Here is an 18101-nt window from a genome sequence, read left to right as displayed (position 1 = left end):
CCGCCCGGCCCGTCCGGGGGAACCTCTGCCATGGCGTCCGTCCTCGCCTTCCGTGTCCCGCCAGGCCGCTCCGCCGTGGCGCGACCGGCCGGCCACCGCCTGTTCGCGGCCGTGCTCGTGCTCGCCGCCGCGCTGCGCGTGCTGGTCATGCTGGGGTACGACACCGCGATGGTGTACTGGTACGACTCGTTCACGTACCTCGACACCGCCGTGCGCATGCGGCCGAACGGGGCCTTCCACCCCGCCGGATACTCCACGTTCCTGTGGCTGCTGCGGCCCTTCCACAGCGTGGAACTCGTGGCGGGCGTGCAGCACGCGATGGGGCTGGGCGTCGCCGTGCTGATGTACGCGCTGCTGCGCTCGCGCGGGCTGCCCGGCTGGGGGGCCACCCTCGCCACGCTGCCGGTGCTGTTCGACCCGTCGTTCGTCCGGCTGGAGCACGCGATCCTGTCCGACCTGCAGGCGATCTTCCTGGTGATGGCCGCGCTGCTCGTGCTGGGCCGCCGGGAGGAGGTGACCGCGCGGGCGGCGGCCGGGGCCGGCCTGCTGCTCGCCCTGGCCGGGCTCACCCGCACCGCCGCGGTGCCGCTGATCGGCCTGGCCGCGCTCTGGCTCCTGCTCAGGCGGGGCCGGCGCCGGCGGGCGGCCGTCCTGCTGGTGGCCGGCGCGCTGCCGCTGCTCGCCTACGCCGGATGGTACGAACGCCACCACGACCGGTTCGCGCTCAGCGGCTCCGACGGCGTGGCGTTATGGGCCCGCACGATGACGTTCGCCGACTGCTCGGTCATCCAGCCGCCGCCCGCCGAGGCCCGACTCTGCCCGAACGGCACCGTGATGGACGCCGCCTCCGAGTACGTGTGGGCGCCCGGCGCCTCGCTCAACCTGCTGCCGGGCGACCGGTTCGCGCACAACGACCTGGCCAGGTCCTTCGCCCTGCGCGCCATCGCCGCCCAGCCGCTGGACTACCTGCGGCAGATCGCCGGGGACACCGCGCTCGCCTTCACCTGGGAGCCGGTGCCGCACCCCGACCGGATGACGCCGACCTCGACGTTCCCGTACGGGGTCTGGACCGTGCCCGACAACGAGCTGGTGCGCGCGGTCCGCGCCGACTACGACCCGGACATCAGGGGGATGCGCTCGGTGGAGCCGTGGGGATCGGTGCTGGCCGCCTACCCGTACCCGTGGTTCCTGCACGGGACCCTCTTCGGGGTGCTGCTGCTGGCCGGGGCCGCCGGGTCCGTCGGGCGGCGGCGGCCGGCGCTGCTGCCGTGGGCGTTCGCCGCGTTCCTCCTGGTGGCGCCGGTCGCCGCGCTCGACTTCGACCACCGGTACGTGCTGCCCGCGATCCCGCCGGCCTGCGTCGCCGCCGCGCTCGCCGTACACGGGATACCGCGACCGCGGTATCGCGCGGCGGGGGACGAGCGCACTACCGTGAACATGTGAGGACGCTCGCCCTGGTCTGCGGCATGGCGGTGGTCGTCCTGTATTCGACCGTCATGGCCTACGACAACCAGCCCGGGGCCACGCCCCTCGACCCGGCCGGCTACGCGCTGCTCGTCACGGCCGTGCTCGCGCTCGCCTGGCTGCCCCGCAGGCCGGAGGTCGCGCTGGCGATCAGCGCCGGGGCGGTCGCCGCCCTGTTCACCCTCGGCTACGCGTACGCGTTCTGGCCCGCTCCGGCGCTGATCTCGGTCTTCGCCACCATCTCGACCGGCCGCCGGGCGGCGGGCTGGGCGGGGGCGGCGTTCCTGGTCGCGGTGCCGGCGGTCGCGGCGGTCCTCCATCCCGGGGTGGACAACGCGGTGGCCGTGGTCATCTGGGCGCTGCTCGTCCTCGTCGCCGCGCAGCCCGCCGAGGTGTCGCGGGCCCGCCGCGCCTACACCCTCGAAGTCGAGCGCCGCGCCGCCGAGGCCGAGCGCGGCCGCGAGGAGGAGGCGCTGCGCCGCGCCCAGGAGGAGCGGCTGAGGGTGGCCAGGGAGCTGCACGACGTCACCTCCCACACGGTGTCGGTGATCGCGCTGCACGCCGCCGTCGCGGCCGAGGCCGTCGCCCGCGCGGGCGGGCCGCCGGAAGCCCGCGACGCCCTCCAGGTGATCCGCGACTCCAGCCGGCAGGCGCTGGCCGAGATGAAGGGCGTGCTCGGCGTGCTCCGGCCCCGGCATCCCCTGCCCGGCAGCGCCCAGCTCCCCGCCCTGGCCAGGACCGCCGGGCTGCCGGTCACGCTGGAGACCACCGGCGAGCCCCGGCCGCTGCCGCCCGCCGTGGACCTGGCCGTCTACCGGGTGGTCCAGGAAGCCCTGACCAACACCATCCGTCACGCGGGCGCCACCCGCGCCACGGTGACGCTGGCGTACGAGGAGGCGGGCGTGCGCGTGCGCGTGGACGACGACGGCACCGGCCCGTCCGGCACCCCCGGTCTGGACGCGGGAGGCCATGGGCTGAGGGGGATGGCCGAGCGGGTGGAGGCCGCGGGCGGGAGACTCACCACCGGTGCCGGTCCGGCGGGCGGGTTCCGGGTGGCGGCGTGGATGCCCGCGTGATCACCGTCCTGCTGGCCGACGACCAGCCGCTCGTCCGGGCGGGGCTGCGCGCGCTGCTCGACCCGGAGGACGATCTCACCGTCGTCGGGGAGGCCGCCGACGGGGCCGAGGCGGTGCGCGAGGTGGCCCGGCTCGGGCCTGACGTGGTGCTGATGGACATCCGGATGCCCGGCGTCGACGGGCTGGAGGCGACCCGCCGCATCGCCTCCGGACGGACCCGCGTCGTCGTGGTGACCACCTTCGACCTGGACGAGTACGTGTACGAGGCGCTCCGATCGGGTGCCAGCGGATTCCTGGTCAAGGACGCGGAACCGGCCGAGATCCGGCACGCGGTGCGGGTGGCCGCCCGGGGTGACGCCCTCCTGTCCCCGGGGGTCACCCGCAGGCTGATCGAGGAGTTCGCCGCCCGGCCCGGCGTGAACGACGACCGGCTCGCGCCCCTCACCGGCCGCGAGCGTGAGGTCCTCGCCCGCGTCGCGCACGGCCGCACGAACGACCAGATCGCCGGCGAGCTGTTCATGAGCCCCGCCACGGTCAAGACGCACGTCAACCGCATGATGACCAAACTCGGCGTCCACGACAGAGCCCAGCTCGTGGTCCTCGCCTACGAAACCGGCCTCACCCGCCCCGGCCACCACCCCTGACCACCCCGCGGATGCGGTGGGGGGACGCCCTGTCCCTGACCCCGGCCGTCCGGCGCCGGGTGCGGTGGAGGAAGACCCGTACCCGCCTCTGATCCTCCGCCGTTCGGTGCTGGATGCCGCGGGTGCGGTAGGTGGGGGACCGCGGTGGGGGGACGACCGGTGCGGGGGGTCGTTCGTAGCGTCGGCGGCATGATCCGATTCTGCATCCGCCACCGGCGGCTGGTCCTGCTGGGCTGGCTGGCGCTGGTGTCCGCGCTCGTCGCCGGGGCCGCCTGGAACCCGGCGCCGGTGGCCGGTGAGTTCGCGCTGCCCGGCAGTGAGAGCGGGCGGGCCGCCGAGCTGCTCGGGCCCGCACCCGCCGAACCGCCCGGCACGCTCGTCGTGTCCGCCCCCGCCGGGGTCGAGTCGCCGGCCGCCCGCCAAGCCGTGGACGGGCTTCTCGCGAGGATGAACGAGGTCCCGGGGGTCCGCGCCGAGACCTCGTACGCACGCGTCTCGCCGGACGGGACCGTCGGCACGATCCCGATCGACTACCCGGACGAGACCGCCGCCCGCGAGCTGGCCGAGGTCCGTGACGGCTTCGAGGCCGGGGCCGTCACCGCCGAGCTGGCCGGCGACGACTTCGCCGACTTCACCCCCGGCGGCCTGACCGAGGGGGTCGGGCTGGTGGCCGCGGCGGTGATCCTGCTGTACGCGTTCCGGTCGCTGCTCGCCTCCGCCCTCCCGATCGCCATCGGGGTCGTCGGCGTCGTCTCCGGCACCAGCCTGCTCGCCCTGCTCGGCCACCTGGTCGCCACGCCGGACTTCGCCGTGTACCTCACGATCATGCTCGGCCTCGGCGTCGGCATCGACTACGCCCTGCTCATCGTCACCCGCTTCCGCACCGGCCTGCACGAGGGCCAGGACGTCGAGACAGCCGCCGGCACGGCCATGCGGACCGCCGGCAGGTCCGTGCTGTTCGCCGGCGTCACCGTCATCGTCACCGGCGCCGGCATCGTGTTCCTCGGCCCCGGGCTCGGCGGCGGCATCGCGGTCGCCGCGGGGTGCGGCGTGCTCATGGTCATGCTCGCTTCCCTCACCCTCCTGCCCGCGCTGCTGACCATGATCGGACACCGGATCGACCGGTTCTCGCTGCCGGCTCGTACCGGCGGGGAGCCGTGGTCGGCGCGGTGGAGCAGGGCCGTGCAGCGCCGGCCGTGGACGGCGGGGCTGCTGGCGACGGCGCTGCTCGCCGGGCTCGCGCTGCCCGCGCTGGACCTGCGCACCGGCTGGTCGGACGCGTCCGACCGGCCCGTCACCGACACCACCAGGCGCGCCCACGACGTGCTGGCCGGCGCGTTCGGGCCGGGCGCCGGGTCGCCGCTCGTGCTCGCCTCCGACCGCCCGCTCGGCGCCGCCGTCGAGCGGGCCCGCGCCACCCCTGGAGTGGCGGGCGTGACGCCGCTGGGGGAGCGGGCCGCGCTCGTCGTGCCCGCCACGGCGCAGCAGGACGAGGCCACCGCCGGCCTGGTGCGCCGGCTCCGCGCCGAGCTGCCGGAGCCCGTCCTGGTGACCGGCTCGACCGCCGCCGCCGTGGACTTCGCCGACCACGCCGCCGACCGGCTGCCGTGGACGGTCGGCGCGGTGCTGCTGGCCTCGCTGGCGCTGCTCATGGCCGTGTTCAGGAGCGTGGCGGTGCCCGTCAAGGCGATCCTGGTCAACCTGCTGTCGATCGGGGCCGCGTACGGGGTGGTCGTCGCCGTCTTCCAGTGGGACGTGCTCGGGCTCGGCACCGGCGGGCCGATCGACGCCTGGGTGCCGATGATGCTGTTCGTGATCACGTTCGGGCTGTCCGTGGACTACGAGGTGTTCCTCGTCTCCCGCATCCGCGAGGAGTACCGGAACGGGCTGGGCAACAGCGCCGCGGTCGCCGCCGGGCTCGCCGGGACCGCCCGGGTGATCACCACCGCCGCCGCGATCATGTTCTGCGTGTTCGCCGCCTTCGGCGCGTTCGACGACCGGGCGCTGCGCGTCATGGGGGTCGGGCTGGCCGCCGGAGTGCTGGTCGACGCCACGATCGTGCGGATGGTCCTGGTGCCCGCCGCGATGGAGGTGCTCGGCGACCGTAACTGGTGGTTCCCCGGCCTGTCCTTCGCGAGGCTGACACCCGAGCGGGATGTTTCGTAGTATCCGGAACAGAGGAGCGTTGGGGGCGCCGAGGTGCCAGGGCAGAGCGTGGGAGTGGTCGTCGATCCGGCGGTGCCGCCGGAGACCGCGGGGATGCTGCGCGCCAACGCCCCGCTGCTGTCGAGGATCCGGACGGGCTGGGTGCCCCCGGCCGCCCTGCCGGTCCCCGCCAGGCGGCGCAACACCTCCAGCGTGGCGCTGCTCGCCGCCACCCCGCTCGTCATCGCGCTCATGGCCGTGCTGCTGGACTCGCCGGCCGCCCCCGCCGGGTTCCTGCTGCTCGGCGGATTCGTCTTCCTCGTCCTCGTCAAGATCGCCAACATCAGCGAGGCGGTCGACGACGACCACCGGCCCCAGGAGCGGGCCCTGTACGAGAAGGCCCGCCGGCACCACGGCCGCTACCTGATCCCGCAGGACTTCGACGAGGAGGCCGCGGCCGTGCTCCACCGGGCCCAGCAGGCCGTCGGCACCGTGCTGCGCTCCCACGTCAACGCCGAAGGGCTGCTCGACGGCCCGCGCAACGCGCTCCTGCTGCCGGAGCAGGAATGGGAGATCGCCCGCCTGCTCGCCAAGCTGTCGGCGCTGCGCGCCGACCACCGCGAACTCCTCTGCCGGGGCCTCGCCCCCGAGGTCGCGGCCGTGCTCAAGCCCCTGCAGGGCGCGCTCGACAGCAGCGAGGCGGCCGTGGTCGCGCGCGTCGAGGCTCTGGAACGTTACGCCGGCCACGTCGCCGAGGCCGAGCGGGCCTACCACGCCCGCGAGCAGATCGAGGAGCTGCGCGCCAGGCTGCCGCGTTACGAGGAACTGCTGGCCGAGACCGGCGCCGGCACGATGGCCGTCGCCGAGATCGAACGCCTCGCGGAGGACGCCGACTCCGTGGAACGCGCCCTGCGGCGAAGTGTCACCTCCGCGCATGAGGCTTTTCGCTACTTAGAAGGCTGACGTTCGGACAGACCGCCACATAGGATCCTTAATGTGCCGGGTCGTCATGCGAAGGTGGTAGTGGAGCCGACGGTGCCTGCCGAGACGGCCGACCTGTTCCGTGACCACCGCAAGCTCCTGCTGCGCATCCGCGCCGGGTGGACCCCGCCGAACAGGCGTCATCCTCCGGCCCTCGGGCTCGTCACCCGGATGACCACCACGCTCGTCGCGCTGGTCGCCGTCGGCGCCGGGCTCGACTTCTTCCTCGCCGGCCTCTACACCCCGTTCGTCGTCGTCATGACGCTGGCCGCGCTGCTCATCGCCGGCGTGCTCGCCAAACCCAGGCCCGACGCCGAGGCCGAGCGGCGCCAGGTGGTCGAGCGGCACGTCTACGACAGCGCCCGCAGGTTCGAGGGCCGCTACGTGCTCCGCGAGGACCTCGACGAGAGCGCCCGCCGGCTCATGGCCCGCGCCCAGGCCGCCGTCGACGCGGTCATGGAGTCCCACGTCAACGCCGGAGGGCTGCTCGACGACGTGCGCAACGCCGTCATGCTGCCCGCCCAGGAGTGGGAGATCGCCCGCCTGCTGGCCAAGCTGTCGGCGCTGCGGTCCGGACACCGGGAGGTCGTCTCCGAAGGCGTCATCCCCGAGGTGGCGGCCGTCGCCGAGCCGCTCGCCCAGGTGCTCGACAGCAGCGAGCGCGCGGTCGTGGCCCGGGTCGAGGCGCTGGAACGTTACGCCGGCCACGTCGCCGAGGCCGAGCGGGCCTACCACGCCCGCGACCAGATCGCGCGGCTCAGCGCCCAGTTGCCCCGCTACGAAGAGCTCCTGGCCGAGTCCGGCGCCGACGACTCGGCCGTGCCCGAGCTGAGCCGGCTCAGCGAGGACGCCGACCGGCTCGAACAGGCGCTGCGCGACAGCGTCACGTCGGCCCACGAAGCGTTCCGTCACTTACAGGGGTGATCGGCCGTTCACCCCGCCGTCCGCCACAGGGAGGGTCGCACGCCGTTTGTCGTACAAAGAATCGAGCTCGAAGGGCAGAGTTCCCATAGGATCCGGATTTGTGGAAGTCGTGGTGGATCCAGGGGTGCCACCGGAGGACGCGCGGCTGATCAGGGACAGCGGCCAGGTCCTGGTCAGGATGCGCCGCGGCTGGGTTCCCGAGCCGCCGCCCCGCGCCGGCGTCGCCCAGTCCAAGGGCGTGGCCGTCGCCGTGACCGCCGTCGCCGTGCTGCTGATCGCGCTCGGCCTGATGAGCCGCGGCATCGGCCTGCTGCTGCTCGCCTTCGTCGGCGTGCCCGTGCTCCTCGTCGCCTTCATCCGCAACGACCTCACCGACGAGGACGAGGAGGCCGTGCTCGCCCGCGAGGTCTACGAGCAGCTGCGCTGGTACGAGGGCCGCTACGTGCTCACCGACGACCTCGACGAGGCCTCGCGCAGGCTGCTGGCCCGTGCGCAACGGGCCATCGCCACCGTCAACGAGTCGTCGGTCAACGCCGAAGGGCTGCTCGACGGGGTGCGTAACGCGGTGATGCTGCCCGCCCAGGAGTGGGAGATCGCCCGCCTGTTGGCCAAGCTGTCGGCGCTGCGCACCAGACACCGCGAGACCGTCACCGGCGCCGTCACCCCCGAGGTGGCGGCCGTCGCCGAGCCGCTCGCCCGGGCCCTCGACAGCAGCGAGGAGGCCGTGGTGGCGCGGGTCGAGGCGCTGGAACGCTACGCGGCCAACGTCACCGAGGCCGAGCGCGCCTTCCGCGCCCACCAGCAGGTCGAGGAGCTGCGCGGCCGGATCCACCAGTACGAGGAACTGGTCGCCGAGACCGGGGCCGACGCGTTCGCGGTGCCGGAGATCGCCCGGCTCGCCGAGGACGCCGACCAGCTGGAGCAGGCGCTGCGGCGCAGCCTCAGCTCCGCGCACGAGGCCTTCCGCCACCTGGAGCCGGGCGAGCGGTCCTAGGCCGCGGCGGGCCGGGCGGGCTGGGCGGTCTGCAGCAGCAGGTCGCACAGCACGTCGGCGGCGTCCACGCGGCCCAGCTTCTGGGCCGCCTCACCCATCGCCGCCCGCAGGCCCGGGTCGGCCAGCAGCGGCATCAGCTCGGCCAGCAGCTGGTCGGCCGCAGGGTTCGGCTCCAGCAGCGCCCGCGCCGCGCCCGCCGACACCAGATAGCCGGCGTTCTTGCGCTGCTCGTCGCCGCCCGTCGGGATCAGCGGGATCAGCAGCGACGGCTTGCCGATCGCGGTCAGCTCCGACACCGTGCCGGCTCCGCTGCGCGAGATCACCACGTCGGCCGCCGCGTACAGGTCGGCCAGCTCGGACCCCACGTAGGGGACCGGGTGGTAGCGGTCGGCGAGCTCGGGCGGCAGCTCCACGGCCCGCATCTGCTCGATCCAGGCGGGGCCGCACTGGTGGACGATCTGGGCGTGCGGCAGCAGCCTGGGCAGGACCTCCGCGATCAGCGTGTTGATCTGCTTGCTGCCCTGCGCGCCGCCCGTCACGTAGATCAGCGGCACCTCGAACGTCAGCCCGAACAGGTCGTAGGCCGCCGCCCGCTTGCCCTGCAGCAGCTCGGGCCGGATCGGGTTGCCCGTCACCACGGCCTTGGCCCTGGCCTTGGCGGGCAGGTGTTCGAGCGACGACTCGTGCGACAGCGCGATCCGCGTCGCCAGCCTGGACAGGATCCGGTTGGCCAGCCCCACCACCGTCGTCTGCTCGTGCATGACCAGCGGCCTGCGGATCAGCTTGGCCGCCACCCCGATCGGCACCGCCACGTAGCCCCCGGTCGACAGCACCACGTCGGGCAGGTAGCGGGCGGCGTGGCCGATCGCCTGGAACACCCCGACGGGGATGCGGAACAGGTCGGCCAGGTTGGTGCCGAGCTCGCGCAGGTTGGGCCGGCGGCGCAGCTTGCCCGTCGTGATCGCCTTGAACGGGATGCCGTGCTCGGCGGTGATCCTGGCCTCCAGGCCGTTGGCCGTGCCCACCCAGAGCACGTCGTGCGGCACCTGCCGGCGCTGGATGGCCGTCAGGGTCGTCAGGGCCGGGTAGGTGTGACCGCCGGTGCCGCCGCCGGTGATCAGCAGTCGCAGGGTTTGTGACATGGGCTCAGACTATGGCCGCGCACCGGAAACCCGTATGTCCGGTGGCCGAGTCGGGGGTGTTGGCGGTGCGGGCGGCCAGCCGGTAGCGGTTGCAGTAGGAGTCATGGCACATGTAGGAGCCGCCCCTGATCACCTTCATGGTGCCCTCGGCCGGGCCCGTGGGGTTCTCCGCGTACGGCTCCCAGCGGGTGTCCCACCAGTCGGCGGTCCACTCCCACACGTTGCCCGCCACGTTGTAGAGGCCGTAGCCGTTCGGCTGGAACGACTTGACCGGCATCGTGCCCCTGCTCGGCGCCGAGGGGAACGGGCCCTGCCAGATGTTGCACCGCTGCCGCCCCTTCGGCGCCAGCTCGTCGCCCCACGGGTAGCGGGTCCGCCGCAGGCCGCCGCGGGCGGCCGTCTCCCACTCGGCCTCCGTCGGCAGCCGCTTGCCGGCCCACCGCGCGTACGCGGTCGCGTCGTGCCACGACACCTGCACCACCGGATGGTTCTGCCGGTCGCCGATCGACGAGCCGGGCCCCTCGGGGGAGCGCCAGGAGGCTCCTTCCACCCCGACCCACCAGGGCGCCTGCGGCACGCTCGCGTCCATGACGCCGCGGGAGGCGAACTGGCGGAACACGAACGACCAGCCGATCCGCTCGGCCTCGGTCACGTATCCGGTCTCCTTCACGAACCTGGCGAACTGCGCGTTCGTCACGCAGGTCGGGTCGATCAGGAACGCATCCAGCTTCACCTCGCGGACCGGGCCCTCGCCGTCCTCCGGGTTGGCGTCGGGGTCGTCGCCGCCCACCGAGAACGTCCCGCCCGGGACGCGGACCATCCCGCGCGGCGGCTCCCACCGCGCCGGCCCGGGCATCACGAGGACCGGCGCCTCGGGGGCGTCCGCCCCGGTGACGGCCTCCCTGGCGGGCCCGCAGCACGCGCTCATCTGGCTCCTCCCATGTGTCACGACCTCTAGGAAGGGTAGTCGCCCCGGCATGCCCACGATCACGCGGTCGTCGCCCCCCGGCCTCCGCTTCGCGGGCGAAGCGCCTGCCTGTAGCGTCATCGCCATGCGACTCGGCGTGCTGGACATCGGCTCGAACACCGTCCATTTACTCGTCGTGGACGCCCACCGCGGCGGCCGTCCCATTCCGGCGTTCTCCCACAAGGAGGAGCTGCGCCTCAGCGAGCATCTCGGCCCGGACGACAAGCTGTCCGCCGAGGGCGTGGACCGGCTGCGCGCGTTCGTCGAGCAGGCCGTGGTCATCGCCGAGGACAAGGGCGTGGAGGAACTGCTGGCCTTCGCCACCTCCGCCGTGCGCGAGGCCGCCAACGGCGAGCGGGTGCTGGAGAAGGTCCAGCGGCACACCGGCGTGCTCATCGACGTGCTGTCGGGCCGCGACGAGGCGAGGCTGACGTTCCTGGCGGTGCGCCGCTGGTTCGGCTGGTCGTCCGGGCGGCTGCTGGCCTTCGACATCGGCGGCGGCTCCCTGGAGATCGCGGCCGGGGTCGACGAGGAGCCCGACGTCGCGGTGTCGCTGCCGTTCGGCGCCGGGCGGCTGACCCGCGACTGGTTCACCGCCGACCCGCCGTCCGCCGACGAGGTGCGCCGGCTGCGCCGCCACGTGCGCGCCGAGATCGCCCGCACCGTCGGCTCCGTCGTCCGCTACGGCGGGGCCGACCGGGCGGTGGCCACCTCCAAGACCTTCAAGCAGTTGGCCAGGATCGCCGGGGCGGCACCGTCCAGCGACGGCGTCCACGTGCCGCGCTCGCTGTCGCGCCAGGACACCGCCGACTGGGCCGCCAAGCTGACCGCCATGACGGCCGCCGAGCGGGCCGAGCTGTCCGGCGTGTCGGCGGGGCGGGCGGCCCAGCTCGCCGCCGGCGCGATCGTGGCCGACGCGGTGATGGACCTGTTCGAGGTGGAGCGGCTGGAGATCTGCCCGTGGGCGCTGCGCGAGGGCGTCATCCTGCGCCGGCTGGACGCGCTGCCGGGACGGCTGGAGGCGCCCGACGGAGCCACCGAGTAAGAGGGATATATCGCCACATAACAGGCAACTGACCGTGATGAAACTGCAGAGAACGAGCACCGGCGGGCAACTCTGACGGGGTGTGGACGTTGCTCGGCGCGATCGGCTCGCTGCTGGTCGCCCTCTCCCTGTCGTTCCTCGCGGTGCTGGGCATCGCGGTGGCCGTGCTCATCTGGCTGGCGCTGATGGCCTCCATGAGCGGGATCGTCCTGACACACGGCGGCTCCGCCCGGCGGAGCGGCCGTGAGCCATGACGTCCTCACGTCCGGATGAAGTGCGGCCCCGCCGCGCCCGGTGAGTAGCGCAGCCGCTTCTCCAGGCACACCACCGCGCCGTTCTCCCGCTTGTTGGTGAAGCGGACGTCGTCGGCCAGCGCCCGCATGATCTGCAGCCCCCGCCCGTTCTCGGACCCGGGCGTCGCGTCCCTGACCGACGCCGGGTCGAAACCATGGCCGGTGTCGACCACCCGGATCACGCACAGATCGTCGTAGACCATGGCGCTCACCGTGTACTCGTCGCTCGGCGCGGCATGCTTGACCACGTTGGAGCACGCCTCCGTCAACATGAGCTCGATGTCGTCCCGGATCTCCGGCTCCACACCCAGCGAGTTCAGCGTGCCGTCGAGCATCTGCCGGATGAGCGGCACGCTCGCCGCGTCCCTGGGCAGCCGCAGCGCCATCGTGGTCTCCACCGGCGCCTCCCTTCCGTGTCGAGAATGCCTCTGCCCATGATCCGGCGAAGCATTCGCTACGGAAGGAGACGCTCAGCCCGGCGGCAGGCCGAACAGGCGGTCGAGCGCGGTCATCCGCATCAGGTTGCGCAGATAGGGCGTGACGGCGACCACCCGCAGCACCGCGTCCTCGGCGGGCCACCCGCTGGTAGAGGCGGACCAGGGCCGCCAGCCCCGACGAGTCGATGAACCCCAGCCCCGACAGGTCGACGTCCACCCGCTCGAATCCGTCACCCAGCAGGACCGACGACAGCTCGTCCGCGGTGTCGAAATCGAGGTCACCGCGGACCGCGAGCTGGACCGTTGTCTTGTCGGACGAGTCGATCTCGATCTGCAGCGGGGTCTTGTCGGGCACCCTCACAGCCTAACCACCACGAAAATACGGCGCGCGCCGAGGGGCACAACCATGACAATCACCCCATGCATCACTTCAGCCGACCGGGTGCCGGAGACGCCCCGGCCATCCACGAGCTCAGCGCCGCCTGCGACACCGAAGTGCTCGGACGGCCCGACCTCACCCTCGACGACATCGCGGGCGAGCTCGCCGAGCCCGGCTTCGACCTCGACAGCGACGCCTGGCTCGCGCACGGCCCGGACGGCCGCCTCGACGGCTGGGCGTGGGCGCGCCGCCAGGGCGCGAGCGAGATCGTCGACGCCGACGTGATCGTCCGCCCCGGCGTGGCCGGTCTCGCCGAGCGGCTCTGGCCGCTCGTGCTGGAGCGCGCGGGCGCGCTCGCCCGCGAGGCGGGCCACCCCGCCGCCGTCACCGACGTCGGCGTCTACCGGGCCGACCGGGCCAAGCAGGCGCTCGTCACCGGGTACGGGTTCGCGGCCGCCACCAGCTTCCACCGCATGCGCGTCGACTTCGACGGCCCCGTCGAAGCACCTGAGCCGCCGCCCGGCGTCACCCTGCACGGCGGCCAGAACGAGCAGGTCCGCCGCGAGGCCCACGAGGTGTACCAGGAGGGCTTCGCCGACCACTTCGGCCACGCCTACGTCGACTACGACCGCTGGTACGCCCGCAGGCAGGCGATCCCCACCACCGACTGGAGCCAGCTCACCCTGGCCAGGGTGGACGGCCGCGCGGCCGCGATGGTGCTCGGCAACAACCAGTTCGCCGCCGACGAGGGCTGCGGCTACGTCGACACGCTCGCCGTGCGGCCCGAGTTCCGCGGCCGGGGCCTGGGCCGCCTGCTGCTGCGCACCGCCATCGCCGCCGACGCCGCCCGCGGCCGTGAGGGCACGATCCTGCACGTCGACACCAACAACACCACCCCCGCGCTGGGCCTGTACGAGTCGGAGGGGATGCGCCCGGTCCTCGTCATCGACATCTGGCGGCGCACCGTCGAACCCGGCACCGTCGAAGCCGGTTAGACCCGGTGGGCCGCCAGGTGGTCCAGCACCGCCTGGTTGGCCTCCCACCCGTCGGGGAACTTCACCGGCACCCCGAGCTGCACCGGCTCCGCCGACGGATGCGCGTCGAGCAGCTCGGCGATGCCCGCCCTGGCCACCACCACGCACGCGTGCCGGTGCCGCGAGGCCAGCACGCACAGCCGCCCCGACTCCAGGTGGAAGGCGGTCGCGTCGCGCCGCCCCGACAGCGGGTGCAGCACGATCGTCACGTCGTACTCGCGGCCCTGCAGCCGGTTGGCGGTGTCGACGGTGATCTCCGGCGGCAGCCCGGCGTTCCTGATCGCCGCCACCTGGTCGCGGTGGGCCGCGCCGACCGCGATCCGGTCGGCCGTCACCGGCCGCTCGCCCTGCTCCGAACTCGCCACCGCGCCGCGCTGCATCAGCCGTGCCGCCAGCAGCGCCACCGCCTCCACCGCTTCGGCGTCGGTGCGCACGGTGTGCCGGTTCGGCAGCTCCAGCAGCGCCCACCCGGAGCGGGCCGCCTCCTCCAGCGCCCGGTCGTGCACCGTGCCCATGCCGCCGGTGACCAGCTCCAGCCGCCGGTCGCCAGGCCCGGTGCCCGACCGGAACCCGGTGAACGGGTAGAACGCCCGCGACACCACCGGCGCCGCCGACGAGGGCAGCCGCCACGACACCGGCAGCCGGTGCACCGGCAGGTCGGGGTTGTGCCGCAGCAGCACCGACACGGCGCTCTGCAGCGGATCCCACGACAGCCCCGACCACCGGTCGCCGTCCACGATGGAGAACGGGTCGAGCTGCCCGGGGTCGCCCACGAACAACGCCCGCTCGAACAGCCCGGCGATGCGCAGCAGCTTGTCGGAGCGCATCTGATAGGCCTCGTCCACGATGGCCCACGGCCACGTCCGGCCGCTGATCCAGGCCCACTTGTCGGCGGTGGCGATGACGACGTCCGGATCGCCGAGGTCCTGGACGCGGGTGCCGAAGGTCACCCCTGGCAGCTCCAGCATCCGCTTGCGCGGCACGTAGCCGCCCGCCGACAGCCGGCCCACCGTGAGCCGCGGATGCTTCTCGCAGATCCGCGTCACCAGGTCGTCCACCTGCTCGTTCGTCTGGGCGACGATCATCAGCGGCTCGCCGGTGGCGGCCAGGTGCGCCGCCGCCCGCACCACGAGCGTGGACTTGCCCGCGCCGGGCGGCGAGTCGACCACCACGCCCCGGTGGCCCGGCAGGTCGGCCAGCACCCGCCGGATGACCTCCTCAGGCGTGGGCTCAGGCGTGAGCTCAGGGATCACGACCACTCCTCCCGGGCGTCCTCGTCGGCCGGTTCGTACGGGCGCGGCGGGCCGCCGTGGGTCCACGGCGTCGCCTCCGGCTCCGGCAGCGCCGCCGCGCCCTGGAACTCGTCGGTCAGCGAGCTGTAGCAGACCCGCTCGCCGATCTCCGGCACCGCGCCGGGCGCCGGGGTCTTGCCCCGCCCCATGCCCTTGGTGATCTTCAAGGTGACCAGGCCGTCGCCCGCCGACACCAGCTCGGCCCCCTGCCCGCGCCGTTCCGGCGTGCCCAGCGAGGTGCCGGGCGGGATCCGTACGGGATCGTCGGTCTTGACCGTCACCAGCGGGCGCAGCTTGCGCGAGCGGCCCTCGCCCTCGGTGTTGCCGGGCACCGTGTCGACGACCTCGCCCGCGAACGCCTCGCCCGTGAGCCGGTACTCGGCCATCACCAGCGGGTCGTCGTAGGCGCGCTGCACCTCGTAGGCGGCCTGGGCGCGCTCCATCCGCGAGAGCCGGGCCGCCGCGGCCACCGCGCCGTCGCGGCGGGCCTGCGGCGGCGCCCCCTCCGCGAGCTGCGCGGTCATGCCGCTGAACGAGCCGCGGTCGTGCTCCCACCGCTGCGCCACGCTCGCGCCCGGCTCCAGGCCGCGCAGCAGCTCGACGGCCCGCCACACCAGCCGCCACGTCGGCTCCAGCTGGGTGCGCAGCGCCTCGGTGATCCGCTCGGCCGATCCGCTCTCCATCGCCGGCGCCAGCACCTCCGCGTCGAACCCCGGATCGGTGGCCGGGCCGGCCGGCGGCCAGATCAGCGGGTCCTCGGCCGCGTCGTCGGGCCCGTCGGTGATCCAGGCGAGCAGCGCCGCCAGGTTGGCGTCCTCCAGCGCGCTCTGCCCGCTCGCCCAGTGACGGGCCAGCTCGTCGGTCGCGGCCAGCATGAGCGACGAGCCGGGGTGCGCGGCGCGCTCGGCGAAGTACGTCAGCCACCGGCCGAGCAGCGGCACCCCCTGCGGCACCGGGAACGGCCCGTCGGTGCGCCGGAACCGGGTGGAGCGGCCGAGCAGCCGGGTGAAGGCCACCCCGGCCCGGTTCGGCACGATCAGCTGCGGCGCGTCCAGCGCCCGCTCGTACGGGTCGGCGCCGCGCCGCTCCACCGTCTCGGTCTCGGCCGTGAAGCCCGCCACGTACGGCAGCAGCACCCCGGCCAGGTCGGCCGTCCAGGCGAAGCGCAGGTCGCGGTTGCGCGGCTGGGCCACCGCCAGCAGCCGCGGCTCGGCGGGGTCGGTGCCCAGCATGGCGGCCAGCGGCGCCGCCGCCTCACCCGACAGCTTCAGCGGGATGAACACCATCGGCCGCGCCGACAGGTGGCAGTGGCGGACGGTCGCGATCGGCTGCGCGACGCCCTCGTCGATCGCCCGCAGCCGGGCGAGCGAGGTGAGCAGGCTCACGCCAGGCACTCCCGCCGCAGCCGCTCGGCGCCGCGCAGCAGCCGGGCGATCTCCTCCTGGCCCTGCGCGGGCGCGCGCGAGCCGTCGGCCAGCGCCAGCGCCTCCCGCACCGACGCCACGCCGCCGAGCTCGTCGCGGACGGCGCGGCCCAGCAGATCGGACGCGCCCTCCTGGCGGGCCTCGTCGCGGCAGAAGAAGCACAGGTCGCACGTGGACAGGCAGTCGGGCGCGTAGCGGGCCTCGGCCCTGCGCACCGCGTCGGCCAGCTCCGCGACCGGCCTGGCCGGCCGCCCGTCGGCGTCCGGCGCCAGGTCGAACGTCACGTCCTCGGGCAGCGCGTCCAGCAGCCGGTCCAGGCTCGTCATCCGGGAGAGCTGGCGGCGCAGCACCGCGAGCTGGCGGCGCACGTCGACCAGCGTCGCCACCGGACGGTTGGCGAAGTTCTCCGGACAGACCAGCACCACGTCGTCGGCCACCCGGAGCGGGTCGTGGCCCAGCTCCTCCAGCAGCGTCCGCAGCGCGAGCACGTACACGGCCGCCTGCCGCGCGGCCGCCGCCACCGCGGCCGGGTCGGCCTGCCCGTCGACCACCGCGAACGACTTGATCTCCACGATGTGGAACCGGCCGCCGAGCTGGAACGCGACCACGTCGGGCTCCAGATAGGCGGTGTGGCCGGCGATGCCCAGCGTGAACAGCGGATGGTCGTAGACGGTGCCCACGCCCTCACCCCTGGCCGCGCGGTCGATCAGCGCGCGGGTGTGGGTGTGGCGCAGGTGGGCGCCGACGTTCTCCACGTCGTGGTAGGCCACCTCGTCGATCGGCAGGCCGAGCAGCTCGCGCAGCATCCGGATCAGCTCCGCGCACCCGTCGGCCTTCACCAGCGCCTCGAACGCGTTGCCCCGCGTGATCGCGAACGGCGACTGGCCGAACGGGGCGGGGAACCCCAGGTGGCGGGCGACGGCGTCCTTGTCGATCCCGGCGCCGTCCATGAGCGCCCGCCGCGTGCAGCCGGGGTTGGCCGCCAGCGCGGCGATCGCCCGGGCGTCGTGCGGCTTCGGCGGTGTGGTGCCGCGCAGCGCGTCGAGCCGGTTCATCGGCCGCCTCCCATAGCCATGACTGATCTTGGAACAGTGGTCAGCGTAGTGGCCCCGAACAGCCGGGCCACGTCATCGAGCTGGGTGTCGGCGCGTCCCGCCAGCTCCGCGCGGTCGCCGGCGTCGCGCCCGGCGTGCACGGCCAGCTCCCGCCGCGCCGCCTCGGCCACCCGCGCCGGGTCGGGCGGCACCTCGTCCCCGGCGCCCGGGATGTTGCGCGCCATCCTGGATAACAGCCGGTCGCCGTCGGGCGAGCGCCGCCCCGCGGCGTGCTCGGCGATCCGGATCGCGCAGGTGAGGAAGTCGACGCGGGGGCTGAGCGGGCCCACCACCCGGCGCTCCACCGGCCACGTGCTGACGGTGAGGTAGCCGCGGGCGGGGGAGAGCCGGTCGGTCAGCGCCGCGCACAGGTAGTAGGGCCGCCCGAACGGCGACGAGCGGAACGAGCGCTCCTCGTCCCTGCGCAGGCTGGTGAGCTGGGAGCTGCGGATCGTGCCGGCCAGGAACGCGCCGCTCACCGCCACCACCAGCCGGGCCTGCGCGGGCGCGCCCAGCAGCTCCAGCGCCTGGTGCACCTGCTCGCGCACGGTCACCAGCCGCGGCCCCTGCGTCTTCCCGGCGGGCTTCTCGCCGCTCACCAGGGAGTCCCACGCCTTCTCGGCGGTGCGGAGCTCGGCCCGCAGCGCCCTGGCCGCCGAGCCGTCCCTGGCCCGCATGGCCCTGCGCACACCGGCCCTGAGCTCGTCGATGCGCCGTTCGAGCTCGTCCAGCCGGTCACTCATGGCGCGAGGGTATCAGGGGTTCC

The 18101-nt window shown here is 74.1% G+C and carries 17 protein-coding genes and 1 pseudogene; 10 read left to right on the top strand and 8 right to left on the bottom strand.

Features of this window, described 5'->3' with window-relative positions:
* The first annotated feature begins 30 nt into the window (after nucleotides 1-30).
* The 7 genes from FR742_RS18035 (at nucleotide 31) to FR742_RS18005 (ending at nucleotide 8228) form a co-directional block, all read left to right on the top strand.
* Entirely contained in the window at nucleotides 31-1443 is a 1413-nt protein-coding gene (locus FR742_RS18035) for a hypothetical protein (RefSeq protein WP_261808597.1), read from the top strand.
* On the top strand, nucleotides 1440-2540 hold the full coding sequence (locus FR742_RS18030) for a sensor histidine kinase (protein ID WP_187281196.1): 1101 nt from the start codon (nucleotides 1440-1442) through the stop codon (nucleotides 2538-2540). The genes FR742_RS18035 and FR742_RS18030 overlap by 4 nt, the downstream gene beginning before the upstream one ends.
* Nucleotides 2537-3184: a response regulator transcription factor gene (locus FR742_RS18025; RefSeq protein WP_148034642.1), complete on the top strand. Its 648-nt coding sequence runs from the start codon at nucleotides 2537-2539 to the stop codon at nucleotides 3182-3184. The genes FR742_RS18030 and FR742_RS18025 overlap by 4 nt, the downstream gene beginning before the upstream one ends.
* Before the next feature lie 189 nt (nucleotides 3185-3373).
* Nucleotides 3374-5350 (top strand): MMPL family transporter, encoded by a 1977-nt coding sequence (locus tag FR742_RS18020; protein ID WP_148032019.1) that lies wholly within the window; start codon nucleotides 3374-3376, stop codon nucleotides 5348-5350.
* 48 nt (nucleotides 5351-5398) lie between these two features.
* Complete coding sequence (locus FR742_RS18015; RefSeq protein WP_261808596.1) at nucleotides 5399-6292, top strand: hypothetical protein; 894 nt, start codon at nucleotides 5399-5401, stop codon at nucleotides 6290-6292.
* 72 nt (nucleotides 6293-6364) lie between these two features.
* Nucleotides 6365-7234, top strand: a complete 870-nt coding sequence (locus FR742_RS18010) for a hypothetical protein (protein ID WP_261808595.1) — start codon at nucleotides 6365-6367, stop codon at nucleotides 7232-7234.
* 100 nt (nucleotides 7235-7334) lie between these two features.
* The gene (locus FR742_RS18005; RefSeq protein ID WP_148032018.1) at nucleotides 7335-8228 is read left to right on the top strand and encodes a hypothetical protein; all 894 of its coding nucleotides are present in this window, start codon (nucleotides 7335-7337) and stop codon (nucleotides 8226-8228) included.
* On the opposite strand, the gene FR742_RS18000 is transcribed toward FR742_RS18005, so the two are convergent.
* Nucleotides 8225-9370: a glycosyltransferase gene (locus FR742_RS18000; protein ID WP_148032017.1), complete on the bottom strand. Its 1146-nt coding sequence runs from the start codon at nucleotides 9368-9370 to the stop codon at nucleotides 8225-8227. The genes FR742_RS18005 and FR742_RS18000 overlap by 4 nt on opposite strands.
* Before the next feature lie 4 nt (nucleotides 9371-9374).
* Nucleotides 9375-10190, bottom strand: coding sequence for a formylglycine-generating enzyme family protein (locus FR742_RS17995; protein WP_219544449.1), 816 nt, complete (start codon nucleotides 10188-10190; stop codon nucleotides 9375-9377).
* Between the two features lie 232 nt (nucleotides 10191-10422).
* Between FR742_RS17995 and FR742_RS17990 the strand changes: the two genes are divergently transcribed.
* Entirely contained in the window at nucleotides 10423-11382 is a 960-nt protein-coding gene (locus FR742_RS17990; RefSeq protein ID WP_148032015.1) for a Ppx/GppA phosphatase family protein, read from the top strand.
* An 80-nt stretch (nucleotides 11383-11462) separates the two neighbouring features.
* Nucleotides 11463-11636 (top strand): hypothetical protein, encoded by a 174-nt coding sequence (locus FR742_RS44610; protein WP_187281195.1) that lies wholly within the window; start codon nucleotides 11463-11465, stop codon nucleotides 11634-11636.
* A gap of 5 nt (nucleotides 11637-11641) precedes the next feature.
* Here the strand turns inward: FR742_RS44610 and FR742_RS17985 are convergent, their stop codons facing one another.
* Both FR742_RS17985 and FR742_RS46570 read right to left on the bottom strand, forming a co-directional pair.
* A complete protein-coding gene (locus FR742_RS17985; protein ID WP_148032014.1) occupies nucleotides 11642-12073 on the bottom strand; it encodes an ATP-binding protein in 432 nt (143 codons plus the stop codon).
* 175 nt (nucleotides 12074-12248) lie between these two features.
* Nucleotides 12249-12467, bottom strand: a pseudogene (locus tag FR742_RS46570) (STAS domain-containing protein); the annotation flags it as partial.
* A gap of 65 nt (nucleotides 12468-12532) precedes the next feature.
* On the opposite strand from FR742_RS46570, the gene FR742_RS17975 reads away from it, so the two are divergent.
* Nucleotides 12533-13486 carry a GNAT family N-acetyltransferase gene (locus FR742_RS17975; RefSeq protein WP_148032013.1) on the top strand — a complete coding sequence of 318 codons (954 nt, stop codon included), beginning with the start codon at nucleotides 12533-12535 and terminating at the stop codon, nucleotides 13484-13486.
* Here FR742_RS17975 and FR742_RS17970 read toward each other — a convergent pair.
* The 4 genes from FR742_RS17970 to FR742_RS17955 are packed head-to-tail and all read right to left on the bottom strand — an operon-like array spanning nucleotide 13483 to nucleotide 18078.
* Complete coding sequence (locus FR742_RS17970) at nucleotides 13483-14778, bottom strand: AAA family ATPase (RefSeq protein ID WP_261808594.1); 1296 nt, start codon at nucleotides 14776-14778, stop codon at nucleotides 13483-13485. The two genes, FR742_RS17975 and FR742_RS17970, sit on opposite strands and share 4 nt — an antisense overlap.
* Nucleotides 14775-16202 carry a hypothetical protein gene (locus FR742_RS17965; RefSeq protein ID WP_148032012.1) on the bottom strand — a complete coding sequence of 476 codons (1428 nt, stop codon included), beginning with the start codon at nucleotides 16200-16202 and terminating at the stop codon, nucleotides 14775-14777. The genes FR742_RS17970 and FR742_RS17965 overlap by 4 nt, the downstream gene beginning before the upstream one ends.
* Nucleotides 16199-17296, bottom strand: a complete 1098-nt coding sequence (locus FR742_RS17960) for a hypothetical protein (protein ID WP_148032011.1) — start codon at nucleotides 17294-17296, stop codon at nucleotides 16199-16201. Before FR742_RS17960 ends, FR742_RS17965 begins: the two co-directional genes overlap by 4 nt.
* Entirely contained in the window at nucleotides 17293-18078 is a 786-nt protein-coding gene (locus FR742_RS17955) for a hypothetical protein (RefSeq protein WP_148032010.1), read from the bottom strand. Before FR742_RS17955 ends, FR742_RS17960 begins: the two co-directional genes overlap by 4 nt.
* Nucleotides 18079-18101: the final 23 nt, after the last annotated feature.

Source organism: Nonomuraea sp. C10 (genome assembly GCF_008017515.1).
GTDB lineage: Bacteria > Actinomycetota > Actinomycetes > Streptosporangiales > Streptosporangiaceae > Nonomuraea > Nonomuraea ferruginea.
The sequence above is the reverse complement of the archived record's forward strand: the minus strand, read 5'-3'. Positions and strand labels throughout refer to the sequence as shown.